Below are 22,653 nucleotides of genomic sequence, written 5' to 3' on the forward strand. Positions count from 1 at the left end.
ATCCTCTCCCCTCTTCTGTCAATGCTTTTCTTTATTTTTCTTTTCTTTTTTCCTCTCTTTTTCCCCGAATAATCTTTAAGAGCCTGAAGCACAGAATACAGTTCTCTCCCTCACTAGATCTTGTGATCGGCCGGCATTTCCTCTCCATCCTCTTCTCCTATGAGCTCGTCCAGAGTCCTCCCGTAGGAGGGGAGAAAATCGCGCATGAAGTCGGAGAGCTCCGGGAGCTCTGCGGAAAGGGACCGAAGAATCCGCTCCGTGGATTTTTTCGCGCTTCGAAACTCCCGGTTCCCGGCCTGCTCCTCAGAGAGGCATTTGATATAGGCGGAGAGCTTGTCCGCCGCCTTCACAAGCCGGAGAAGGTAGGACTTTGGATCGGGAAAGAAGAGCTCCTCATAGCGCGGGCGCAGGTCCTCCGGAAGGAGAGAGAGCAGGCGTTCCGCCGCCCCCTTCTCCAGCTCCCGATAGGCCTTCTGCATCTCCTCTCCGGAATATTTCACGGGAGTCGGCATATCGCCGGTGATGATCTCCGGGACATCATGATAGAGAGCCAGGAGGGCCGCCCTCTCCCCGCTCAGACTTCTGCCGTAGCGAAGATTTCCGATCTCGCAGAGGCAGTGGGCGATCATCGCGGTCTCCAGACTGTGCTCACTCAGGTTTTCCGGGCAGCTGTTTCTCATAAGTGCCCAGCGCTCGATATACCGCATCCGGGACAGGGTCGCAAAGAAATGACAGTTCACCTTCCAAACTCCTCCCTGTGAAAAATCGCGTAATAAAAAAGATACTGCTGCAAAATCCCGGGCTCCGGAAGAGATGGAAAAGGATCCTCACCCAAGTAGCGTTCCTCAATCGTCCGGCGGATCCAGACATCGATCGGCGCTCTCTCCGTCCTCCCATAGCCAAAGAGGAGAACGCAGTCCGCAACCTTTCGTCCGACGCCCCTGGTGCGGAGGAGCTCCTCGCAAAGTCTCTCCGTGGGAAGCGCCGAGAGCCTCTCCACCGAGAGCTCTCCCCGGAGAGTTCTCTCGGCGGCGTCCCTTAGATAGGGAGCCCGGTAGCCAAGCCCCAGCTTCCGAAGCTCCTCCTCGGAGAGGGCGGCGATGCTCTCCGGCGAAGGGAAGAGAAAGACCGGCTCCTCCTCATAAGGAGTTCTCACGCTCCTCCCGCAGCAAGCGGACAGCTTCTCGATGCAGCCCCGGATCGCGGGAATGGACTTCCTCTGGGAAATAATAAAGGAGATCAGCACCTCAAAGGGATCCTGGCGAAGAACCCGGATTCCCCTCCCGAAGGCCTCCGCCCTCCTAAGATAACTGTCCTCCTCCGGAATCCCCTGAAGAAGCTTTCGGTAGCTTCTCCTAAGGTCGAAGTACTCCGCCCAGATCCTCTCCCACTTCTCCCTGGAACAGGAAACCCGAAATTCTCTCTCCCCTCGCTCCGGGCGAATATATAAGATTTCCCTTCCCTTAATAAAACGGTACAGTCCGGAAGAAAGGCAGAGCGGGCGGAAGCATTGTCCGCTTTCTATGATCTTATCCAGCGAGAGCTCCTCCTCTGTCTCAACCCTTCTCAAGAAAGTCCTCCCTGAGCCGCTCTCAGGATATAATACGGCAAAAAGACCCCGTTTAGGAAAAGGAGCTCCAGAATCGGCGCGGCCTTGTCGAAAAAGCCGGGGGAGGGGAGAAGACGGAGTCTCCTGCAAAGCCCGATGATCGGGAGGAAAAGCAAAAAGCGTTCCCCTCCCTCCTCCAAAAGCATCCCCTCTCTCTCCAGTCTGCGAAGGTCAATCCAGGCAAAGAAGCCACTCAGAAGCAGATAGAAAAGGAGCGCATTGGAAAGCGGAAAGCGCCCGCTCGACGCGAAAAAGAGGAAGGAGAAAAGGCAGGCCCCCAGGCCGGGCAAAACGGCGCGGGAAAGCGGGATGAGAGCGTCCGAAAACGGAGCTTTTGCCGCGGGAGCCTCCCCCGGCTCTTCCTCCTCTTGTCTCTTTCCGACGACTTTTCCCCCGCAGCCCGGACAGTGATCTGCTCCCTCCGGCACCTCCGCACCGCATTTTGAGCAGATCTGCTTCGGCCGGATCCGAAGGATCCTCTGCCCGCAGCGGGGGCAGAACTCACTCTTATCCGGGATTTCCTCCCCGCAGTGCCTGCATTTCATCGTTTCTGTCCTTTCCACTCTGAACCGCCCGCCCCTTCCTATCGCGGGACCGAAAACATCTTACGTCCTCCGGCGGCTTTTGGCAAGTGCCGAAAGCCGGGGCCAGAACTGCTACACTTGTTCGTAAAGAGTTTTGTAATGCACTTGATTTCTTACAGAGAATGTGGTACGATTGCATTACAAACAAATGCAGATTTGAATGGAGGTGTAACCATGGCAAATGGATTACTTCAGCTTCGTATAGACGACACCCTTCGGAAGGAAGCTTCCGATGTATATTCCCGGCTCGGTCTCGACCTGCCCACGGCAATCCGCATGTTCCTGACTCGCTCTGTGCAGGTGCGCGGCATCCCCTTCAGCATGATCCTGCCGGAAGAGGACTATAAGGCGACGGCAGCTGTCGCAGCCATGAAGCGCATGAGCAGTGATGCGGAGGAAGCCGGTGTAGCCGAAATGACACTGGATGAAATCAACGCGGAGATCGCAGCCGTAAGAAGCGGGAAATAACGTATGAAGCTCTATGCAGTGATAGACACCAACGTACTGGTCTCCGCTCTTCTTCGCTGGGATTCCGTGCCCGGAGCGGTGCTGGAACAGGCCCTTGTCGGAAGCATTGTTCCGCTCCTCAGCGATGAGATCATGGCTGAATACGACGAGGTGCTGCGGCGGAAGAAATTCCCCTTTAAGGAAGAGGATATCCAAACCGTGACGGATGGGATCCGGATGCGCGGCGTGTTCCTTGACCCGGAGAAGCTGGAGGAAAACCTGCCCGACCCGAAGGACGTGATCTTATATGCGATCACTATGGAAGCCAGAAAAGACAGCGACGCTTATCTGGTGACCGGAAACATCAAACATTTCCCGCTGAAGCCCTATGTGGTGACGCCGAGGGAAATGCTGACGATCCTGGAGAACGGCGGAAAGTCGCTCCCAGAGGAAGCCTCCCGGGCGAAGCCGAGTCCTTAAGCGCCGGGGCAAAAGACGGCCCGCTCTTTGGCAGACAAAACGGCAGATCGGCCGCAGAAATTGGAAACGCTTCACCATCATGATGATGCGTCTATCGCTCGGGGAAACGGATTCCATCGGAACAATCACGTGCCAACGGGCGTGATGCCGCAAAAGCGTGCGGAACGCCGGCACTTAACGAACACGAGTGCAGCGAAGTGTGAGTTTAGTACCGCTGCGTGGAGCCCCGAACGAGAGTGTCTTTTGAGGCACACGCCCATGGCACAGGCGTCCTGGATCCATCCTCCTTTCCTTAGTTTTCCTCCGGCGGCTTCGCCTGGAGGATAAGCTCCGCCTGCTCCTCCGTGAGATCAAAGTTCAGAAACTTCTGATAGAACTCCCGGATCTTTGCTTTGATATCTGTCTGGAAGAGATCCGGATGGAGGAGAGATGCGGCCCACTGCAGCTGCAGCGCTTCCTCTACGCCGTAGCGGTCCCAGGAAAAGACTCCCTTCGGATTCGCATAGACCTTTCCCTCCTGCACGGCCCGGAGCCCGGACCAGTTCGGATCCTTCCGAATCTTCTCGACCTCATCGCTTGTTCCCGTGATGATATAATCGGGGTCCCATTCCAGGATCTGCTCCAGAGTAACTGTCTGCATATTGCCGTTTACAGAGGAGGCCACATTCCTTCCCCCCGCCGCGCTGATCCAGGCGTCGATGATCGTATCGGAGCCATCCACGCTGAAGCTGTAGACAGAATTTCCGTGGAGGACCTTCGGCTTTTGTTCCTCGCTGAGAGAGGAAAGCTTTTCCTTCAGCTCCGCGAGAACTCCGTCGAGATAGGCGCAGTAATCCGAGGCCATCTGCTCCTCTCCCAGGATCTCGCCGGTCAGACTTACGGAGCGCTTCATCTCGTCATAATTTTTGAACATCACATTGACAAGGGGGATCCCCACTGCATTCAGCTGCTCCCTGTAGTCCTCCTTCGAGTCAAAGACAAGGTCCGGCTTCTTCGCGACGAGCTCCTCCAGATTAAACTGATCCCCGAAGGTGGAGAGGGCGTTATTCATATTCGGCTGCACATAATACATCCAGGGCCCCTTCTTCTTTGTCTGAGAAGTGGCGACCAGCCCCTTGGCCTGATCCAGCATGCAGATGACCTCATTATGCGCATACCAGGCATCTGCATAGCGCTCGATCTTTTCGGGCACCGTCACCTGATTCCCGGCCATATCCGTGACCGTGCGGCTGCCCTTCTCGGACTCTGCGGCCGTGCTGCCTGCCCCATTCTCCGAGCTCTTTTCCGAAGCGGCATCGCCCGCTTTTTCCGTGCCCGCCGCACTCGTCTTATCTCCGCTCTCTCCTCCGCTCTTTCCGCAGGCAGAGGCGAAAAGCATCGCCGCCGCGGCGATCAGCAAAAAAATCCTCCCGTTCCTTTTCATCCTTTCTTTACTCCTTTCAAAATTACATTTGTTTAGAATTACATTTATTTACATCTGTCTTAGGCTCGGAACACAGGCGCGGATCCGCTCCCCTTCCTCCTCCCCCTCGACGATCCGGACCCTCGTCCCGTAGGCTCTCCTCAGATTTTCCTCCGTCACCACCTCATCCACGCTTCCCTTCAGGAGCTTCCGCTCCCTTGTAAGAAGCACCGCTCTTGTCGCGAGCAAAAAGGCGTGATCCGGATCGTGGGAGGTCATAAGGACGCCCAGCCCGCTCTCGGAAAGCTGCCGTATGACCTTTAAGACCCTGACCTGATTCCCGTAGTCCAGATTCGCGGTCGGCTCATCCATCAGGATGAGCTCCGGCTCCTGCGTGAGTGCCCTCGCAATCAGGGCCATCTGCCGCTCCCCTCCGCTGATCCTCGTATAGCTTTGCTCTCGCAGCTGGGAGATTCCAAGCCGCTCCATCATGCCCTCCGCGATCGCATAATCCCTTCTCGAGGGGGAGGCGAGCGGGGAGAGATGCGCGCTCCTTCCCATCACGACGATATCTATGACGCGGAAGGGAAAGGGCGGAATGTGGGACTGCGGAACATAGGCCACCTTTCTCGCAAAGCTTCGGTCCGAAATTCTCTTCCGATCCGTTCCGTCCAGAAGTACCTCTCCGGAGAGAAGCGGAAGAAGCCCGAGCATCGACTTAAAAAGTGTCGTCTTTCCCACACCATTCGGTCCGAGAAAGCAGACGATCTCTCCGCTTTGCAGACGGATCGATGCCCCGGACAGGATCCTCGTCCTGCCATAGCCGCAGTCTGCATGGTGCAGCTCCAGCTTCATAAATTCCCCCCTCTCCTCTGAAAAAGGATCAGCACGAAAAAGGGACCGCCGATCACCGAGCTCAAAATGCCGAGCGGGATCTCATAGGGGAGCATGCCCCGGCAGAGGTCATCGGTCAAAAGCAAAAAGCAGGCCCCGGCGAGGACGGAGAGCGGAAGCACTCTCCTGTAATTCGGTCCTGCGATAAAGCGGACCAGATGCGGCACCATGAGTCCCACAAAGCCCACAATGCCCGCGACGGAGACCGTCGCCGCCGTGAGAAGGGTAGAGGAGATGATCGTGATCAGCCGGATCTTTCCGGTATTGATGCCCAGCGCCTTCGCCTCCTCTCCCAGGGAGAGCACATTTAAGCGCCAGCGAAGAAGAAGGAGGGGCAAAAGCCCGATCCCATAGGCCGGGAGGAGAGTCCGAAGATCCCGGTAGCTCACCTTCGCGATGCTCCCCATCAGCCAGTAGGTGATTTCCGGAAGCGTCGAATTGGGATCTGCGACATATTTCACAAAGGAAATTCCGGACTGACAGAGTGTGGAGATCACCATGCCGCAGAGCACGAGGAGAAGCACCGCATCCTCTCCCTTTCCGAGGGCGCGGCTTAGGCTGTAGGCGAGAAAAACCGCGAGGATCCCAAAGGCAAAGGCCGAAATCTGAACCAGGGCCGGGGGGAAGCCGAGGAGAAGTGCGATCGCCGCTCCGATCCCCGCCCCCGCGCTCGCCCCCAGGATATCCGGGGATACCATGGGATTTTTGAAGATGCCCTGATAGGCCGCGCCGGAGATCGCGAGCGCACTCCCCACCAGCATTGCGGCGAGGATGCGGGGGAGGCGAATATCCAAAACGACCGTGAGCTCCGCCTTGTTCCAGTTTCCGGGCACTCCGAAAAGACGGAAGAGGAGCATCCGCAGCACTGTTCCCGGGCCGACCGGATAGCGGCCGATCAGAAAGGAAATCCCGACGGCGAATAAAAGGCCGAAGAAAAAGAGGAGAAACAGAAGCGCTCCGCCCGCCTCCGCTCCCCTCCTCTCCCTTCCGTCCTCCGCCTTCTCTCCCATACTTTTCCCCCTTTATTGGCTTATTTTTGAATTCGAATCTCTTTTAAAAGTAATTCGCTTATCCGAAAAAAGCGGCCCGGCTCCCCGAACCGCCTTCTCCGTCTCAGCGCCTTCTCCCCATGAGAGAGAGAATCCGAACGAAGATATTGATGACATCCACATAGAGATTCAGCGCCGTATAGACCGCAAAGCTCGCCGTCTTCGGGCAGCGCTGTCCCCTCGCCCAGTCGTAGCCGATGTAGAGGGAGAAGAGGAAGAGACCGAGCACGCCGAAGAGGCCGTAGTTATAGACATGGAAGAGCATCGCCAAAAGCTCTGCGACGATGAGCCCGATCAGCGCGATGAAGATCGTCCGCCCCATCGAAAGAAAGGCCTTCGGCATGATGAGCGCCGCAAGCGTCATGGTGAGGAGCACCACCAGCGTCATGCCCGCTGCAGCTCCGATCAAAGGAAGGGCATAGAAGGGCAGTACCGTCGCAAGGAGAGAACCAAAGCCCAGCACCGTGATCGTATAGCCGAGAAGCGCGATCGGATAGCTCCCCCTCCTTGCGAGAGAGCTTCCGCCAAGGCTCACGACAAAGAAAAGGATCGTGAATATAAAGGGGTGGTTCCCGTAGTAATTCACGAGGATGCCGCTCATGGTATAGCATATCAGTGCCGTCAGGAAAATGCCGTAGATCAGGTGGAGCCCGATCAGGATATTATAGCGTCCGAGGGAGAGCTCGCCGTCCTGATAGGCGCTTCCCTCAAGCTCTGTGTTTCTTCTGAATTCGTCCATCGAAACTCCTTTCATCCCAGCCTTTTATCGTTTCTGCCTCATAGATTCGCCGCTTTGGCCCTCCTCTCACCCTATCGGATGATACAATGAGCTCCCGGCCGGGCCCGAAGACAGATGCTGTTTTCTCTTGTATCATAGTACAAAATATCGGCCTTGAAAAGGGGCAAATCCCCGTCTTCCGGATTTGGCACTATGAAAATTCAGGATTTCCTTCAGAGGCTCTGCCCCTTGAAGAAGCATTTCCAGCCGGAAGATCCGGATAGAAAGTCATGAAGAAAATAGATGCACGGCAAAGTCCGGATAAGCTGTCAATCGGAAAATTGCTTTCCCCGGAAATTTGACCTTGACATTCAAAAGGAGCAGGGGAATACTTCATCTAGGGTTTTGGCCGATACTGCGGACTTTATGATATCTTGTATCAGGCTTTAAGGAGAAGCACGGGTCTTATGGAATTAAAGGGACAGGCATTTGATTTGATGCAATACATTTACAGCTTCGTTCAAAAGCCTCTTATCAGAAGCTGCATCCGTTTTAATGGAAAATTGAAGGGCAGCAAACTGAAAGGGGCGGTAAAAGCTCTAATTTCATTTTATCCTATTTTACGCTGTAAATATGACGTAAATAAGGGGCTGTGGAAGGAGAGCGATATCTCCTGTGAAAATTTATTGATAGGCATAAGGGCCAATCACGATTTTTCAATGATTGAAAATGATTCCTTATTATCCTCTCTTGAAATCGGGATGGATGCGCCACTGAAAATTTATTGGATATGCGGTGAGGAAAGAGACTCTCTCTGCGTAATTGCAAGTCATCTGCTTTGCGACGGAAGGGGATTGGAACAGCTCTTATATCTTTTGGCTGAGCTATACTCGAACGATGATGTAAGGATAAAAACGCGGATCAATACGGACAGAAGTTTTTCTCAGATAAGCAGTAAATTTACCGTGATGCAAAAAGCAAAAATCCTATTTTCGAGGGCAGGGACAGAAGCTATGGACAGGAAGCTGCACTTGCCCTTAGATGAAGGCTCTCAAAAGCCTAAACTGATAGCGAAAAAAATTGATTTATCGAAATTGGAGTGCTATCGCTCTCGCGCAATAGGATACAGGCCCAGCATAAATGATATTTTGCTCTCGGCCTATATTCTGACCTTGCATCAGCTCTTCGGCTGGAAGGAAATCAGCATCCCCTGCCCGGTCGATCTTCGCAGATTCAACGCGGACGCAGGCGGCGCAATCTGTAATCTGACAGGAAATTATTACTGCCATATCAGCTTTCATGGGCATGAAAGCTTTGAAAAGATCTGCAAAGAGATTTCTACGCAGATCTCCGCGCAGAAAAACAGCAGCTTTTGTCTGAAAGAGCCGATTTTACTGCATCTTTTGTACCGTCTGCTCCCCTTCCCGATCCTGAAAAAGCTGCTTCCTTCCAAAATTTCCGTTCCTTTGACTTCGTATACCAATTTAGGGAAAATAGAGGAAGCGCGTCTTGTGTTTCAGGGGCTCTCTGTTTCGGACGCTTTTATCGTCGCGGCGGCGAAACCCGTGCCGTACTTTCAACTGGCGATATCTACTTATAAGAGCGAGTGCACCCTTTCCGCATGTACCGAAGCAAACGGAAAAAGCTTTGATCTTCTTTCTTCTCTTATGAACAGTATTTGCTGCGTGATCGAAAATTTGTCATAGGGAAAGACCGCCATAATAATTTAATTCAGCGCCGCCTTTCGCTCTGCCCCCTTTCCCCGGCCGTCCGCGCTTCTCCGTTTTCCGCCGCCTTTCTCCGCGCCTCCGCTCTCCGCGGGCAGCAGAATCCGGATGCTCTTTGGGTGATTTCGGATCTCCGCCCTCCGGAATTTCCCTCCGTATTCCCCATCCAGTGTCCACTCGATGCTCCTTTCGCTCTCGATGAAAAGCTCCGCGCTTTTAAAGGCGCGGATATAGGGACTGTCCCGATCCATCTGCGCGGAGACCAGACTGCCGATAATCTCCGTGAGCTCCTGGATGTTTTTCGGGGCGCGGATCAAAAGCACCTCGAAGAGGCCGTCATTCAGGGCGGGGGACGGCTTTTGCTTAAGGGCAGAGCTCCCGAAGGCGGAGAAGCCCCCGATGGAGCTTGTGTTGGATACTGCGCCAAAGAGAAAGTCCCCCTCCTCGACCTCTCCATCGTGAAGGATTTTCAGCCTCCTGCTGTAATTCAGATTCTCCGGGAGAGTCTGAAGCCCGTGGAGCAGATAGGCCGGGTAGCCCAGGACATTCTTAAGATCCTGCTTTGTGGAATAGCTCACCTTTGTGAAGGAGCCGAAGGCCGCCACATAGCTGAAATATTTCCCGTTCAAGGAGCCGATATCACAGGGAAAGAGGGAGCCTCTCGTGACAGAAGCCGCGTTCCTTGTGACAGAGGCCGGAATCCCGAGGCTTCTCGCAAAGTCATTGGTGCTCCCGAAGGGGAAGTAGAGAATCGGCATCCTCTCTTCCTCCTTCATCAGCGCATTTACAAGATGATGGAGCGTCCCGTCCCCGCCGACACAGGAGACGAGCTCGAAGCGGCCCGCATTCCCGGAAAGTATGCTGTCGATGCTAAGCTCGGGGACTGCGGGGAGCACCGGATATACCGTGAGCTCGCAGCCCTGGCGGCAGAGAGCCTCCATGATCCGGTAGCTCTCGCTCCCCCCCTTCTCCATCCCCGCCCGGGCATTGATAAAAAGCAGTGTCTTCTTTCTCTCCATGATCTCCCCCCCCGAGGAAAGGCCTCTCCTTTCGGCGCTAATCCTCCTTCTCCCGGTCCAATGTAAACCAAAAGTCCACACCGGTCCTGGTATTTTTCACCCCGCAGCTTTGATGATGCGCCTCTGCGATCGCCTTTACGATACTGAGCCCGAGGCCGGAGCCCCCGTAGGATCTCGTGTGCGCCTTGTCCACCTTATAGAACTTCTCCCAGAGCCTGGGAAGCTCCTCCTCCGGGATGGGATCTCCCGTATTTCTGACATGGACGGAGATCCTGTCTCCCCCCTCCCTCTCCGTAAAGATGCTGATCTGCTTCGGCTCCTTTACATGGTGCATCGCGTTGTTCAGATAGTTCGTGAGCACCTCCTCGATCTTGAACTCATCCGCCCAGACCTTGAGATCCTCCGGGATATCGACCTCGAGCCGTATGCCCTGCTGTCTTAAGAAAAGCTCCGAGGAGGAGACAATGCCGTCTACGACCTTCGCGAGGGAGAAAAGCGTGATATCCGGCAGGTCCTTCCCCTGCTCCAGCGCCGAGAGATTCATGAGCTCCCGCACCATCCGGTTCATCCGCTTTGCCTCGTCGGAGATCACGGTGCAGTAATAGTCCCGGCTCTCCTTGTCCTCCGCAAGACCGTCCATCAGGCCCTCCGCATAGCCCTGGATCAGGGCGATCGGCGTTTTCAGCTCATGGGAGACATTGGCAACGAATTCCTCCCTCTTCTGGGCAAGTCTCCTCTTGTTCTCCACATCCAGCTGCAGCTCATTGTTCGCGGTCTTCAGCTCCGCGATCGTGCTCTCCAGACGCTCCGAGAGGATATTCATCGACTTTCCGAGCGTGCCGATCTCATCCTCCGAGTCCCCGCAGTAGCGCGCGGAGAAGTCCAGCTTCGACATCTTCTCCGAGAGCTTCGCGAGGGCATTGATCGGCTTTGTGATCTCCCAGCTCGCAAAGCTGATGATGATCCCTCCGAGCACGATGGCGAAGCCGCCGATCGCAAGGAGGAAGCGGTTGAAGAAGGCGGTGGATTCCCTGAGGCTGGAGAGCGGCATCGACATCATAAAGCAGCTCACATTGTCGCTGAAATATCCCCAGCTCTCGAGATAGCCGGTCTCCTCCCCGCTCTCCCCGCTCTGTTCGATGACATAATTGCTGAATCTGCGAAGAGTCCTGCCCTTTCTCCCATTGATGGCCCCCAGGATATTGCTGGAGAGGCGCTTTGAGAGAAACTCGGAGTTTGCGGAGGAGGCAAAGGTCCTGTCGGTCTCTGTGTCCAGGATGATGACGCTGATATTCTGGGTCTCCGTGAGACTTCGGATATAGCGGGTCGCCCGATTTTCCTGCAGAGAATCCGGGGAATTCTCATCCGCGGGGAAAAGCTCCTCGAGACCGTCCGCCTCCTCCAGCATCCCGTCGATCGTGGCGTAGGCCGTCTCCAGCACATGGACCTTCTCCCGGAGATAGTAGCGCCCGAGGAAAAAGGTATTGGCGGCGAGCATTGCCGTAAGGATAAAGAGTACCAAAAGAAAAAACATGCTGTTTAAGCGCCATTGAATCGAGCTGTGGCCTCTTTTTAGGATCTTCATCTAGTCCTCCGGATCAAACTTATATCCCATGCCCCATACGGTCCTGATGTACTCCCCCTTACTCTTAAGCTTCGCCCGGAGCTTCTTTACATGGGTATCGATCGTTCGGGCGTCCCCGAAGTAATCGTAATTCCACACATTGTTCAGGATCTTCTCCCGGGAGAGCGCGATGCCCCGGTTCTCCACAAAATAAAGGAGAAGCTCGTACTCCTTGAAGCTAAGCTCCAGCTCCTTCCCGTCGACCCTGACGGAATGGGCCGACTTATCGATCTCGATCCCTCCGACGCTGACGGTCTCCTCCTGCTGGATGCCGGATCTTCGGAGCAGCGCCTCTACCCTGGCGACCAGGATCTTCGGGGAGAAGGGCTTCGAGATGTACTCATCCGCCCCGTACTCAAAGCCCCTGAGCTCATCCGTCTCCTCGGAGCGCGCCGTCAGCATGATCACGGGGACTCTGGAATGCTCCCGGATCGATTTCAGCACCGCCCAGCCGTCCATCTTCGGCATCATCACATCCAGGATCAGAAGGGAAATGTCCTTCTCCTCGAAAAAGAGGTCAATCGCCTCCTCCCCGTCGGCAGCCTCCAGAACCTCAAAGTCCTTCGCCTTAAGGAAGTCGGAGATCAGCTTCCGCATCCTCTCTTCGTCGTCCACCACAAGGACCTTCAACTTCTCCATCTCTTCCCCCCCCCTAGCCCGTGAGCTCCTCCAAAAATCGTGACGGCCTTACGCTTCTACTGTAGCGTTCCTTTGTGACATATATGTGAACTTCCCGCTTGGCCCGGGTCAGGGCGACATAGAAGCACCTTCTCTCCTCCTCCAGGCCCTCCCTTCCGTCCGCCCTCCGGCTCGGGACGATTCCCTCCACCACATCGATGAGATGCACGATCTCGAATTCGAGCCCCTTTGCGCTGTGGTAGCTCATAAGGCGGATTCCCTCTCCCTCGTTCCCGCGGCAGGCGCCCCGGAGCTCCTCCCGTCCCTCCCGCAGGAAGCGGAGAAAGTCCTCCTTTTCCGGGAAGTCCTCCGCGCGCCCGGAAAGCATGCCGAGGATCTCGGAAAAGGGAGCGGGATCTCTCTGCCCTTTTCCGAGGAGCCAGGCCTCATAGCCCATCTTTTTCCGGATATAGAGAAGAGCCGCCTCCGTCGGAAGGGCGGCGATCCGCTGAAGATCCGTCCGAAGCTCCCGGACCCTTTCGCGGGCCTTTGGCTTCTCCCCGTAGTAGGAGAGAAGCTCGGGAAGGCCGGAGCCCTCCTCCCGAAGCGCCTCTCCGGAAAGAAAGCGGGGAGGGCGGTTCAGAATCCGGAGAAGGTCAGCGCGGCTTCCCCTCCGAAGGGAGAGCCTGAGATAGGCGGAGAGATCCTCCGTGACGAGGTGGGAGAAGGGATCCTCCGTCCTCTCCCCGAGGGAAAACGGGATCCCGCGGCGAAGGAGAAACGGGATCAAAGAGGAGAGGACGAGTCTATTCCGGTACAGGACCGCGATCTCCGATCCGGGAAGCCCCTCCGAAAGCTCCTTAGAGAGGAGCTCCGAGAGAAAGCGGTATTCCCTCTCCGTGTCCGGAAACAGATACTCCCTTCCCTTTCCGCCCCCCGGAAGCATCGCTCTCAGCTTCTTCGCAAAGCGAAGGCGGTTGTTCTCGATCAGTCGGTGGGAGAGGCGGACCAGCTCCCGTCTTGCGCGGTAATTCTCCGGGAGCAGATAGCGGGATGCGTCCGGGTAGTCCGAGAGGAAGCGCTGCATGATTTTCGGACTTGCGCCCCGAAAGGAGTAGATGCTCTGGTCCTCATCCCCCACGAAGAAAAGATTTCGTTCCGGCTCCCCGAGGAGGCGGAGCAGCTCGTACTGCGCTTCGGAGATATCCTGAAACTCATCGAGAAGGATATAGCGAAAGCGTCTCTGCCAAAAGGAAAGGCTTTCCCGTTCGCTCCGAAGAAGAGAGAGAGTATGGAGAATCATATCGTCAAAATCGAGCTTTTGCTCCCTCTCCATCGCTTCCCGATAGCTCCGATAGAGCCTCTCGAAGTCTTCTTCTGAAAAGGAGCTTCCAAAGTAAAGCGCCGCCGCCTTCTCTCTTCCCCCTTGCCCCTCCTGCCCACAGTCCGTTTCCCCGCTCTCCTCCCTCCGCTTCTTCTCGGAAAAGGAGAGGAGGAGCGCTCTCCGAAATTCCTCCCCCTCCGGGAAGGGCCTTTTGTCCTTTCGGAGGATCTCTTCCAAAAGCCGCTGCCTCTCTCCCTCCGTCAGGATATTCCGCTTCCCGAAGCCGTAGCGCTTTCTCAGGATCGAGAAAAAGACCGAGTGGAGCGTGCCGAAGCACACTTCTCTCCCGGTCCTCGGAAATCTCCTGCAAAAGCGAAGCCGAAGCTCCTCCGCGGAGGCTCTCGTAAAGCTTAAAATCAGGATTTCTCCCCCGGGGACCCCGCTTTGCAGGAGTCTTCCGGCCCGCTCCGTCAGGACAAGGGTCTTCCCGGAGCCCGGTCCGGCGAGGACGAGGGCCGGACCCTCCCCGTGAGAGACTGCTCTCTCCTGGGAAGGGCTCAAACGCCTCCCGCTCTCCGCCCCCTTTTCGGAAATCCCCCGGCTCTCCAATGCTTCTCCTCCCCTCCCCTCCCGCTCTGCTCTTCTCCCTCTTCTTCTCTCTCAGGAAGAAAGTCGCTTGATGCCGTCCCGCAGGCGGGAAAGCGACTCCTCCTTTCCGAGGACAGAGAGGATCTCCGTAGCGCCGGCCGGAGTCATTTTCCGCCCGGAGAGTGCGATCCGAATCGGCCACATGATAAAGCCCGTCTTATACCCTCTCTCCTTTCCGTAGGCGGAGAGGAGGGAAAAGAGCGCCTCGTTCGAGAAGTCCTCCTGCTTTTCGAGGAGCGGAAGGACCTCCCGGAGGAGCTTAAGAGAATTTTCGGCATCATTCTTCGTCTTCCGATTCTCATAGAGCTCCGCCGAATATTCCGGAAGCGCCTCAAAGAAATCCACCTGCTGCGGGATATCCGGGAATATCTCGATCCGGCTCTTCACCATCTCCGCGATTCTCCGAAGGTCCAGCTCCCGCCGGATCGTCTCTCTGAGGAAGGGAAGCGCTCTCTTATAATAGCGCTCAAAGTCCATCGCCTTGATATATTCCGAGTTCATCCAGCGGAGCTTCCCCATATCGAAGACCGCCGGGGACTTCGATATCCTTTTATAGTCAAAGCTTTTTACGAGCTCCGGGAGACTCATGATCTCCTGCTCCCCGACCGGGCTCCAGCCGAGAAGGGCGACAAAATTCAGGACCGCCTCCTCCACGAAGCCCTGCTCGATCAGATCCTCAAAGGAGGAATGACCGGAGCGCTTGGAAAGCTTCCTGTGCTCCTCATCGGTGATCAAGGGGCAGTGCACATATTTCGGGACTTCCCAGCCGAAAGCCTCGTAGAGACGATTGTACTTCGGGCTGGAGGAGAGGTACTCGTTGCCCCGGACCACATGGCTGATCCGCATCAGATGATCGTCCACCACATTCGCGAAATTATAGGTGGGGAAGCCGTCTGACTTAATCAAGACCATGTCATCCAGCTCGGAATTCTCAACCTCTACATCGCCGTAGAGCTCATCGTGAAAGACCGTCTTCCCGCTTCGGGGATTATTCTGCCTTATGACATAGGGGATGCCGGAGGCGAGCTTTTCCCGAACCTCCTCCGGGCTTAAGGAGAGGCAGTGCTTGTCATAATGCAGGATCTCCTCCCCGTTCACGACGGTTTTCAGCCCCTCCAGGCGCTCCTTCGTGCAGAAGCAGTAATAGGCCTCCCCCTTTTCCAAAAGCTCCTCCGCGTACTTTCGGTAGATCCCGGCCTTCACCCTCTCCGACTGGACATAGGGGCCGCAGTCCCCCGGCTTGTCCGGACCCTCGTCCCAGAAAAGCCCGGTATCGATCAGGGTGCGCCGGATGATCTCCACGGCGCCCTCGACCTCCCTTCCCTGATCGGTGTCCTCGATCCGAAGAAGGAAATCTCCTCCCTCGTGCTTTGCGATCAAATAGGCATAGAGCGCTGTCCTCAGATTTCCGACATGCATCCTGCCGGTGGGCGACGGCGCATACCTGGTTCTGATCCTCATAAATTCCCTCCTCCCGATGATGAAAGTCCCGGCGGCCTCTCCCGGGCAAAAAGCGATTAAAAGCGCAGGCCACTCTCTGCGCTGCGGGATGGGGATGAAAAGGAGGCCGGCTCCTCTCGAAGTCCGGCCCCGTCCCCGCTTCCGCTTCCCTAGTCTCTTCCGGAGCCCGAAAGATCCATGGGGCGCATGGTCAGGTTGATGCGGCCCATCTTGTCGATCTCCAGCACCTTCACTCTGACCTTATCTCCGATCTGCACGACGTCCTCAACCCGGTTCACCCTGCCGTCCGCAAGCTTCGAGATATGCACCATGCCGTCCTTATTCGGGCTGAGCTGCACGAAGGCGCCGAAGTTCATGATCCGGACCACAGTCCCATCTAGGATCTGTCCCGGCTCCACATCGTTCACGATGGACTCGATGATGGACTTCGCCTTCTCGAGCGATGCGAGATCGATGCCGGAGATGGAGATCATGCCGCTGTCATCGATATCGATCTTCGCGCCGGTCTCCTCTGAGATCCCGTTGATGACCTTGCCCTGCTTTCCGATGACATCGCCGATCTTCTCCGGATTGATCTGGAGCGTGATGATCTTCGGCGCATAGGGGGAGAGCTCCTTCCTGGGCTCCGCGATGGCGGACTTCATGACACCGTCCATGATGAAGAGTCTCGCCTCGTGCGCTCTCCGGATCGCCTCCTCGACGATATTCCGTGTCAGACCGTGGATCTTGATATCCATCTGGATCGCCGTGATGCCCTCTCGGGTACCCGTCACCTTAAAGTCCATATCCCCGAAGAAATCCTCCAGGCCCTGGATATCCGTGAGCACCAGATAGTCCTCGTCACTCTCCCCCGTCACAAGGCCGCAGGAGATTCCGGCCACCATCTTCCGGATGGGAACGCCGGCCGCCATGAGAGACATGCAGGAGGCGCAGGTGGACGCCATGGAGGTGGAGCCGTTCGACTCCATAGTCTCGGAGACAGAGCGGATCGCGTAGGGGAAGTCCTCCACAGAGGGAAGCACCGGGAGGAGCGCCCTCTCCGCGAGCGCGCCGTGTCCGATCTCCCGGCGTCCCGGTCCCCGGCTCGCCCTCGCCTCTCCCACAGAATAGCCGGGGAAGTTGTACTGGTGGAGATAGCGCTTCTCCGTCTCATACTCGTTCAGCCCCTCGACCTTCTGCACCTCGGAGAGGGGGGCCAGAGTCGTAATATTCAGGATCTGCGTCTGTCCGCGCTTAAACATCGCGGAGCCGTGGACCCTCGGGATCAGATCGACCTCGGCCTCCAGCGGCCGGATCTCATCGATTCTCCTTCCGTCCGGCCTCTTGTGATCCTTTAGGATCATCCTGCGGACCGTCTTCTTCTCGTACTGATAGATCGCCTCCGGGAGGAGGGAAAGCGCCTCCTCATCCTCCGAGAAGGCCTCCTCCAGCTTCTCGGACAAGACAGAAAGATTCTCATCCCTCTCCTTCTTGTCGTCGGCGAAGACCGCCTTCTCCATCTCCTTCTCCGGCACGATCTCCCGTATCCTCTCAAAGAGCGTCTCCGGGATGGAGCAGGAGACATACTCGTGCTTCTTCTTTCCGCACTCCGCAATGATGCTGTCAAAAAATCCGATGATCTGCTGGTTCAGGCCATGCGCGAGATAGATCGCTTCAATCATCTTCTCATCGGAGATCTCGTTTGCCCCGGCCTCGATCATGATGACCTTGTCCCTGGTGGAGGCCACCGTGAGGAGGAGATCCGATGCCGTCTTCTCAGCATTTCCCGGGTTCATGATAAACTCGCCGTTGATCATCCCGACCTGAGTGGATGCGCAGGGGCCGTCAAAGGGCACATCCGAGATACAGGCCGCGAGGGAAGAGCCGAGCATCGCAAGAAGCTCCGGAGAGCAGTCCTGATCCACGGAGAGCACCAGATTGTCCAAAAGAACGTCGTTCCGGTAATCCTTCGGAAAAAGAGGGCGCATCGGGCGGTCAATGACGCGGTCCGTCAGAATGGCACTGTCGGCCGGACGGGCTTCCCTCTTCTTAAAGCCGCCGGGAAATTTCCCGACCGCATACATCTTCTCCTCATATTCCACGGAGAGCGGGAAAAAGTCGACCCCGTCTCTCGGCTTCTCGGACGCCGTGCAGCTTGAGAGCACCGTCGTCTCGCCGTAATGCATGAGCGCAGCTCCGTTCGCCTGCGCACAGACCCTTCCGATATCCACGGTCAGGGTTCTGCCCGCAAGCTCCATTGAATAGCTTTTATACATACCTTCCTCCTGATTGGCCGAGCAGAAGCTCCAAAGCCACTGAACAGACTGCGGAATGCCCGCCGCCTCTTCAGTGATCTCGGAAACCTCCTGCTCTTACTTTCCAAAGAGAAAAAATAGAGACGCTTTCCGGAAAGCGCCTCTACCTCCTCTCATGTTTACTTTCTGATACCGAGCTTTTCGATGAGGCTTCTGTAGCTGTCGAGATCTGTCTTCTTCAGATAATCCAGAAGTCCTCTTCTGTGACCGACCATCATAAGAAGTCCTCTTCTGGAATGGTGGTCCTTCGGATTCCCCTTCAAATGCTCTGTGAGCTCCGTGATCCGCTCCGTGAGAATCGCAACCTGTACCTCGGGAGATCCCGTATCCCCGGGCTTCCTTCCGTACTTTTCAACAAGCTCCGCCTTCTTTTCCTTTGTAATCATTGTTTTTCTCCTGTATTTTTCATCTTCTCCCGTGCAGCGGAACAGCCGGAAGGAGTCCGGACCATCACGCCGACGCGTATTTCTCAGGTATCATATCGAATCCGGGGTGCCTTGTCAAGCCGGGAAACACGGAGCGCATATCCCTGTCTTTTGTCTGTGCACCTCACCTCCTTCCGCCTCTTTCGTAAGAGATTTGTCTCGCAGTTTAAGGGAAATTTACTTGCTCCGCGGCCAAAAAGCCTTTACAATAGCCAGCGTCTCCGTTAAAGAGCGGGAGGCAGAGACCGGAATCAAGACCGGATTAAAACAGAAAACTCCGATACCGATGGACTTCCTCCGGAAATCTGTCCGGAAAAAGGAAGGGACTTCTATAAAAGAAGGGAAAGGAATTTCTATTATGATTAAGAGAAAATTCTCCATGACAATGGCGATCGCAGTCCTCAGCGCTTTTTCGGCCTTCACCGCCCTTGCGGGCTGGCAGCACGGAGAGGGCGGAAACCAGAACCGCTGGTGGTACAGCTATGACCAGTCCAGCTACGCGAAGGACGGCTGGAACTGGCTGGACGGAAACGGAGACGGCGTGGCGGAGTGCTACTACTTCGATCAGAGCGGCTGGCTCCTCACCAGCACCACGACCCCGGACGGCTATCAGGTCAACGAGGACGGCGCATGGGTTGTGGATGGAAAGGTACAGACGAAGAAGGTCGCCGTAAAGAAAAACGGTGTCCGCTCGGATTATAAGGCCGTCAATAAGACGGACTCCACCGGCCTCGCTCCGAAAAAGGGAGAGACGAACGCATCTGACTTCCGTTCCGAAATGGACAAAAAGACGAAGGAAATGGAAAAGGAAAGCGTCACCAATACAGAGGACAAGGACAGCGAGGATTCCGGAGACGGCAAGAGCTCCGATAAGGGATCGGGCACTCCGGGACAGAAGAATGTCCTTCCGGACTCCATGGTAGAGTGATCTCTGCCTCTCTCCATCCTCAGCACCGATAAAAGAACTGAGGAAAAGCACTGATAAAAGAACTGATGAAAATCCGGCGGCTCCGCCGGATTTTTTACTGCATAAGTCCCCGTCAAGCAGCCAAATGCGAGGCAAGCTTGCTTGCAGGAGCATTCGGCTATTTGACGGGACAACAGGTATGAGCATGAAGCGCTGCTGCTTTTTGCAGCGTGGAATGCGAATACCTGTCAGCGCTGTGGAAGCTTCGAAGAAGCGAAGCAGCGCGGGGACTGATCTTTCCGGTAATTCAATGAATATGCAGGACGCAGTCCTGCTGCTTCCCTGTCCGGCACAGGACGCTCTCGCTCCGACTGCCGCCTCTCTCAGCGTTTTCTATGGGAAATCTTCTTCAGAGCGGAAAGGGCGAGCAGCACAAATTCCTCCCGGGGGAGAAGCTGGAGGATGGCATAGCTTCCAAAGTAAAGGAAGGCGGAAAGGGCGAGGCGGAAAAAAAGCGAAAGAGGGAGGCCTTTTACTAAAAGAGCCGGGAGGAGGGAGAGAAGAGCGGAAAGAAGGAAGCGCTGCCCGCGGAAATTCCGAAAGAGGTAGGGAAGATAGCTCCTTGTGAAGATGAGCTGGACCATAAGCACAAGGTACTCCGTCACCAAAGTCGCAAGCGCCGCTCCGAAAGCCCCGAGCCCGGGGATCAGAAGGAGATTCAAAAGGAAATCCGCGGCTGCCCCGGCAATCACGGAGATCAGAACTCTGCTCTCCCGCCCCTCCGCGGTCAGAACCTGTACCCCGAGGACAGCGGTCAATCCGATCGCAGTGACTGCTCCCGCCATGCAGCGCATTGCCGGAGCTGCCGCGGAAAAATCCGGCCCCGCCAGAAAGCGGATGCTCTCCTCCGCATAAGCGGTAAAGTAAAGCGCCAGGGGGAGAGAGAGAAAGAGCGTGAAATTCACCGCCTTTCCGGCGAGCATGAGAAATTCCTCCCTCCTCTCCCTCTTTGCGTAATAGGACATGCGGGGAAGAAGGACGTTTCCGAGCGAGGTGACAAGGGAAAGGAGAACCCCCTTCAGTCTGACAGAGGCATTGTAGAGCCCAAGCTCCCGGGAATCCCGGAGAAAGCCGAGCATCACCGTATCCATGTTGGTATAGAGGGAGACAACCAGGCTCTGTGAGAAGAGAATCAGGATCGGACGGAAATGTCTTTGAAGCTGATAATCTCCGAGCGGACGGAGCGATATATATCGGGGGAGCAGAAACAGGTTCAGTACATTTGCCGCCGAGGAGGAGAAGACGAGGATCACCGCATAGCGAAGGACATCCCCTCTTCTCCTAACAAAAAGAAAGATTAAAACGATGGAGAGAAGACCGAGAATCAGACTCCGGAGGGTGATGTAATCGTACTTTTCCAGGGCCTGAAAGAGCCAGTTCATCCCAAAGAGATTCAGAAGAATACTGAAGGAATATACGAAAAAAAGCCCGCTCTCCTCCCGAAAACGGGGGATCAGGCAGAGGGAGAGAAAGAAGGCCAAAAGGCTCAGGCAGGTCATGAGCGCATTGATAAAAAAAAGCTCCTGCGCCGTCCTGGAGAGGGAAAGCCTGTCGTCTCTCACCTGGGCGCAGGCCCGGATCCCATAGGTCGGGATACCGAGGGAAGCGATCATCAGAAAATAATTCGCCACCGCGCTGACGAAGGCGACTCTTCCCGTCCCCTCGGAGAGAAGCACCCGGGAGACGTAGGGAAAGCTGATGAGGGGAAAGACAAACTGCGCGGCAGTCAGAATGAAATTCATCAGGAAATTATAGCGTATGGAATGCGTTCTCTCGGCCACTCTCCCACCTTCCGCTGCTTTTGCTTTCCCCCGGTCCCTGCTTAATAGAGCATCAGGCCTACGATTTCCTTTCCGAGCGCACGGAGCTTCTCCGCCTCCCTTTGCAGGCCTCGATTGCTCACAGCTCCTCTTCTCTCGAGGAGGATGACCCGCTCCCCCTCCGAAAGCGCGGAGATCGCATCCGGATCGCTCAGGATATTTCCGGCGGCAAGACAGCCCTCCTCCGGGAAGAGCTCCTTAAAGCGTCTCTCCGCCTCCCGAAGAAGCTCATCCTCATGTCCGACAAAGAGAAGCTTCCCGGAGCTCTCCCCCTTCACATGGAGGATCGCCCTCGCGTTTTCAGCGGAGATCCGGTAAAAGGCCTCCTCTCCCCTGCTCCTGCCATTGTCCCCGGAGAGCTGCGACATCAGCTTGGAGAAGAGCTCCCTGCCGCCAAAGCGCTTCCTGCCGCCGAGCACATTGAGTCCAAAGCGCTTTGCGCTCCCATCCTCATCCACCAGGGGATCCTCCGCGACAAAGCGGCAGAGGATCGCCGCAGCGGCGAGGAAGATCCCGAGAATCATGCCGAGTATGCCGAACTTCACCGCATTCTTTGCGAGGTGACGCGGTGTGAGGCCGGAATCCTTCGGTCTTTGCAGCTTGAGCAGCGCCTTCTGGACATCGCTGAGCGAGGTCTGAAGTCCATTCACCTGCTCAAAGTAGGACTTCTGCTTCCCCGCCACGTCAAAGCTTGTGACGGAGGATCCCTCCGCGGAGGAGCCATCCGACGCGGAAGAGGAATTCGAAGAAGAGCCATTCGCTCCGGGAGAGGCGTTGTTCGCCGCAAGATGCTCATTATTGCTCCCCTCCGTCACCGGGAAGCCCGGATTCTGAAGAAGCGTGAGATCATGGGGGCAGATCTGACTTGCCACCTCCTCCTTATTCTTCTCGAGGTAGTTGATGATCGTCTCCCCGATCGTATTGACAAGCTCCGGCGTATCCCCGGCAATCATGATGTTGAGAAGTCCGGAGCTCGGGTCCACTCCCACACTGACCAGCTCCTTCAGATAATTCGGGCGGACATCCCTTCCGCTCTTCTCATAGATCTCCTGGTAGAGATCCTCATGCCCCAGCAGATTCACATAGGCCGCAAGCACACTCTGTGTACGGTCCGGATCCTGCATGCTGAGATTCGGATCGATCTTGTAATTCGTCGTGATATAGAAGCTGATGTCCCCCTCATAGAAGCTCGAGGCGTCCAGCTTCATCAGAAGGGATTCCTTCCGGTACTTCTCCTTCTGCGTAATCATGTTCTGGAGCTGGCGGATCTGCTTTTGATAGGAGCTCTTCTCCACCTTGTAGGCGTTCAGGCGCTCCACGTTCTGCTGATTTAACTCCGCGGTGAGCTCCTTGTCCCTCGTCTTCAGGAAACCAAGCCCCAGACTGATCAGCCCAAGGAGCAGCGCAAACAAAAGCCCGGTCAGAAGAAGCTTTCGAAAGCTCGCGAGGATCTCCGCGAGAACCTGCTTAAAATCGATCTCCGCGTCCTCTCTCTCGTATTGATTACCCATCTCAAACCCTTTCTCTTCCGTTTATGATTTCT

The 22,653-nt window shown here is 55.9% G+C and carries 20 protein-coding genes; 4 read left to right on the forward strand and 16 right to left on the reverse strand.

Annotated elements, in window-relative coordinates:
* Positions 1 to 113: 113 nt before the first annotated feature.
* The 3 genes from yfbR to HMPREF1986_RS02290 are packed head-to-tail and all read right to left on the reverse strand — an operon-like array spanning position 114 to position 2,172.
* Entirely contained in the window at positions 114 to 740 is a 627-nt protein-coding gene (gene yfbR / locus HMPREF1986_RS02280; protein WP_081688418.1) for a 5'-deoxynucleotidase, read from the reverse strand.
* Positions 737 to 1,570, reverse strand: coding sequence for a DNA-3-methyladenine glycosylase family protein (locus tag HMPREF1986_RS02285; protein ID WP_021773125.1), 834 nt, complete (start codon positions 1,568 to 1,570; stop codon positions 737 to 739). Before HMPREF1986_RS02285 ends, yfbR begins: the two co-directional genes overlap by 4 nt.
* Positions 1,567 to 2,172: a zinc ribbon domain-containing protein gene (locus HMPREF1986_RS02290; RefSeq protein ID WP_155978750.1), complete on the reverse strand. Its 606-nt coding sequence runs from the start codon at positions 2,170 to 2,172 to the stop codon at positions 1,567 to 1,569. The genes HMPREF1986_RS02285 and HMPREF1986_RS02290 overlap by 4 nt, the downstream gene beginning before the upstream one ends.
* A gap of 195 nt (positions 2,173 to 2,367) precedes the next feature.
* Between HMPREF1986_RS02290 and HMPREF1986_RS02295 the strand changes: the two genes are divergently transcribed.
* Together HMPREF1986_RS02295 and HMPREF1986_RS02300 are read left to right on the forward strand one after the other, a co-directional pair.
* The gene (locus HMPREF1986_RS02295; protein ID WP_021773127.1) at positions 2,368 to 2,661 is read left to right on the forward strand and encodes a type II toxin-antitoxin system RelB/DinJ family antitoxin; all 294 of its coding nucleotides are present in this window, start codon (positions 2,368 to 2,370) and stop codon (positions 2,659 to 2,661) included.
* 3 nt (positions 2,662 to 2,664) lie between these two features.
* Positions 2,665 to 3,120, forward strand: coding sequence for a putative toxin-antitoxin system toxin component, PIN family (locus HMPREF1986_RS02300; RefSeq protein ID WP_021773128.1), 456 nt, complete (start codon positions 2,665 to 2,667; stop codon positions 3,118 to 3,120).
* A gap of 292 nt (positions 3,121 to 3,412) precedes the next feature.
* Here HMPREF1986_RS02300 and HMPREF1986_RS02305 read toward each other — a convergent pair whose 3' ends face one another.
* The 4 genes from HMPREF1986_RS02305 to HMPREF1986_RS02320 all read right to left on the reverse strand — a co-directional run bounded on the left by HMPREF1986_RS02305 (position 3,413) and on the right by HMPREF1986_RS02320 (position 7,204).
* Positions 3,413 to 4,543, reverse strand: a complete 1,131-nt coding sequence (locus HMPREF1986_RS02305; protein ID WP_021773129.1) for an ABC transporter substrate-binding protein — start codon at positions 4,541 to 4,543, stop codon at positions 3,413 to 3,415.
* A gap of 48 nt (positions 4,544 to 4,591) precedes the next feature.
* Entirely contained in the window at positions 4,592 to 5,377 is a 786-nt protein-coding gene (locus tag HMPREF1986_RS02310) for an ABC transporter ATP-binding protein (protein WP_021773130.1), read from the reverse strand.
* On the reverse strand, positions 5,374 to 6,426 hold the full coding sequence (locus HMPREF1986_RS02315; RefSeq protein ID WP_021773131.1) for a FecCD family ABC transporter permease: 1,053 nt from the start codon (positions 6,424 to 6,426) through the stop codon (positions 5,374 to 5,376). Before HMPREF1986_RS02315 ends, HMPREF1986_RS02310 begins: the two co-directional genes overlap by 4 nt.
* A 103-nt stretch (positions 6,427 to 6,529) precedes the next feature.
* Positions 6,530 to 7,204 carry a Bax inhibitor-1/YccA family protein gene (locus HMPREF1986_RS02320; RefSeq protein WP_036598909.1) on the reverse strand — a complete coding sequence of 225 codons (675 nt, stop codon included), beginning with the start codon at positions 7,202 to 7,204 and terminating at the stop codon, positions 6,530 to 6,532.
* 446 nt (positions 7,205 to 7,650) lie between these two features.
* Between HMPREF1986_RS02320 and HMPREF1986_RS02325 the strand changes: the two genes are divergently transcribed.
* Positions 7,651 to 8,889 carry a hypothetical protein gene (locus HMPREF1986_RS02325; RefSeq protein ID WP_021773135.1) on the forward strand — a complete coding sequence of 413 codons (1,239 nt, stop codon included), beginning with the start codon at positions 7,651 to 7,653 and terminating at the stop codon, positions 8,887 to 8,889.
* 20 nt (positions 8,890 to 8,909) lie between these two features.
* Here HMPREF1986_RS02325 and HMPREF1986_RS02330 read toward each other — a convergent pair whose 3' ends face one another.
* From HMPREF1986_RS02330 to rpsO, 7 genes are all read right to left on the reverse strand, one after another.
* Positions 8,910 to 9,929: a diacylglycerol/lipid kinase family protein gene (locus HMPREF1986_RS02330; protein ID WP_021773136.1), complete on the reverse strand. Its 1,020-nt coding sequence runs from the start codon at positions 9,927 to 9,929 to the stop codon at positions 8,910 to 8,912.
* 37 nt (positions 9,930 to 9,966) lie between these two features.
* The gene (locus HMPREF1986_RS02335) at positions 9,967 to 11,514 is read right to left on the reverse strand and encodes a sensor histidine kinase (protein ID WP_021773137.1); all 1,548 of its coding nucleotides are present in this window, start codon (positions 11,512 to 11,514) and stop codon (positions 9,967 to 9,969) included.
* On the reverse strand, positions 11,515 to 12,192 hold the full coding sequence (locus tag HMPREF1986_RS02340) for a response regulator transcription factor (RefSeq protein ID WP_009214301.1): 678 nt from the start codon (positions 12,190 to 12,192) through the stop codon (positions 11,515 to 11,517).
* A gap of 13 nt (positions 12,193 to 12,205) precedes the next feature.
* Positions 12,206 to 14,104 (reverse strand): ATP-dependent helicase, encoded by a 1,899-nt coding sequence (locus tag HMPREF1986_RS02345; protein ID WP_021773138.1) that lies wholly within the window; start codon positions 14,102 to 14,104, stop codon positions 12,206 to 12,208.
* A 51-nt stretch (positions 14,105 to 14,155) separates the two neighbouring features.
* Positions 14,156 to 15,604, reverse strand: a complete 1,449-nt coding sequence (gene gltX, locus HMPREF1986_RS02350) for a glutamate--tRNA ligase (protein WP_036598911.1) — start codon at positions 15,602 to 15,604, stop codon at positions 14,156 to 14,158.
* A gap of 149 nt (positions 15,605 to 15,753) precedes the next feature.
* Positions 15,754 to 17,859 carry a polyribonucleotide nucleotidyltransferase gene (locus HMPREF1986_RS02355; RefSeq protein ID WP_036598912.1) on the reverse strand — a complete coding sequence of 702 codons (2,106 nt, stop codon included), beginning with the start codon at positions 17,857 to 17,859 and terminating at the stop codon, positions 15,754 to 15,756.
* Between the two features lie 158 nt (positions 17,860 to 18,017).
* On the reverse strand, positions 18,018 to 18,284 hold the full coding sequence (gene rpsO / locus HMPREF1986_RS02360) for a 30S ribosomal protein S15 (RefSeq protein WP_009214296.1): 267 nt from the start codon (positions 18,282 to 18,284) through the stop codon (positions 18,018 to 18,020).
* A 397-nt stretch (positions 18,285 to 18,681) separates the two neighbouring features.
* On the opposite strand from rpsO, the gene HMPREF1986_RS02365 reads away from it, so the two are divergent.
* Positions 18,682 to 19,251, forward strand: a complete 570-nt coding sequence (locus HMPREF1986_RS02365; RefSeq protein WP_036598929.1) for a hypothetical protein — start codon at positions 18,682 to 18,684, stop codon at positions 19,249 to 19,251.
* Positions 19,252 to 19,613: 362 nt separating this feature from the next.
* Here HMPREF1986_RS02365 and HMPREF1986_RS02370 read toward each other — a convergent pair whose 3' ends face one another.
* Both HMPREF1986_RS02370 and HMPREF1986_RS02375 read right to left on the reverse strand, forming a co-directional pair.
* On the reverse strand, positions 19,614 to 21,071 hold the full coding sequence (locus tag HMPREF1986_RS02370; RefSeq protein WP_081688419.1) for a flippase: 1,458 nt from the start codon (positions 21,069 to 21,071) through the stop codon (positions 19,614 to 19,616).
* Positions 21,072 to 21,112: 41 nt separating this feature from the next.
* Positions 21,113 to 22,621: a hypothetical protein gene (locus HMPREF1986_RS02375; protein ID WP_021773143.1), complete on the reverse strand. Its 1,509-nt coding sequence runs from the start codon at positions 22,619 to 22,621 to the stop codon at positions 21,113 to 21,115.
* Between the last annotated feature and the right edge of the window lie 32 nt (positions 22,622 to 22,653).

This window comes from Oribacterium sp. oral taxon 078 str. F0263 (assembly GCF_000469565.1).
In the GTDB taxonomy this organism is placed as follows: domain Bacteria; phylum Bacillota; class Clostridia; order Lachnospirales; family Lachnospiraceae; genus Oribacterium.

Excerpts from the sequence above, each read along its gene's own strand:
- HMPREF1986_RS02310 (WP_021773130.1), bottom strand. The coding sequence starts at position 5,377 with ATGAAGCTGGAGCTGCACCATGCAGACTGCGGCTATGGCAGGACGAGG.
- rpsO (WP_009214296.1), bottom strand. The coding sequence starts at position 18,284 with ATGATTACAAAGGAAAAGAAGGCGGAGCTTGTTGAAAAGTACGGAAGG.
- HMPREF1986_RS02305 (WP_021773129.1), bottom strand. The coding sequence starts at position 4,543 with ATGAAAAGGAACGGGAGGATTTTTTTGCTGATCGCCGCGGCGGCGATG.
- HMPREF1986_RS02365 (WP_036598929.1), top strand. The coding sequence starts at position 18,682 with ATGATTAAGAGAAAATTCTCCATGACAATGGCGATCGCAGTCCTCAGC.
- HMPREF1986_RS02375 (WP_021773143.1), bottom strand. The coding sequence starts at position 22,621 with ATGGGTAATCAATACGAGAGAGAGGACGCGGAGATCGATTTTAAGCAG.
- HMPREF1986_RS02340 (WP_009214301.1), bottom strand. The coding sequence starts at position 12,192 with ATGGAGAAGTTGAAGGTCCTTGTGGTGGACGACGAAGAGAGGATGCGG.
- HMPREF1986_RS02355 (WP_036598912.1), bottom strand. The coding sequence starts at position 17,859 with ATGTATAAAAGCTATTCAATGGAGCTTGCGGGCAGAACCCTGACCGTG.
- gltX (WP_036598911.1), bottom strand. The coding sequence starts at position 15,604 with ATGAGGATCAGAACCAGGTATGCGCCGTCGCCCACCGGCAGGATGCAT.
- HMPREF1986_RS02335 (WP_021773137.1), bottom strand. The coding sequence starts at position 11,514 with ATGAAGATCCTAAAAAGAGGCCACAGCTCGATTCAATGGCGCTTAAAC.
- HMPREF1986_RS02330 (WP_021773136.1), bottom strand. The coding sequence starts at position 9,929 with ATGGAGAGAAAGAAGACACTGCTTTTTATCAATGCCCGGGCGGGGATG.
- HMPREF1986_RS02325 (WP_021773135.1), top strand. The coding sequence starts at position 7,651 with ATGGAATTAAAGGGACAGGCATTTGATTTGATGCAATACATTTACAGC.
- HMPREF1986_RS02300 (WP_021773128.1), top strand. The coding sequence starts at position 2,665 with ATGAAGCTCTATGCAGTGATAGACACCAACGTACTGGTCTCCGCTCTT.
- HMPREF1986_RS02315 (WP_021773131.1), bottom strand. The coding sequence starts at position 6,426 with ATGGGAGAGAAGGCGGAGGACGGAAGGGAGAGGAGGGGAGCGGAGGCG.
- HMPREF1986_RS02295 (WP_021773127.1), top strand. The coding sequence starts at position 2,368 with ATGGCAAATGGATTACTTCAGCTTCGTATAGACGACACCCTTCGGAAG.
- HMPREF1986_RS02320 (WP_036598909.1), bottom strand. The coding sequence starts at position 7,204 with ATGGACGAATTCAGAAGAAACACAGAGCTTGAGGGAAGCGCCTATCAG.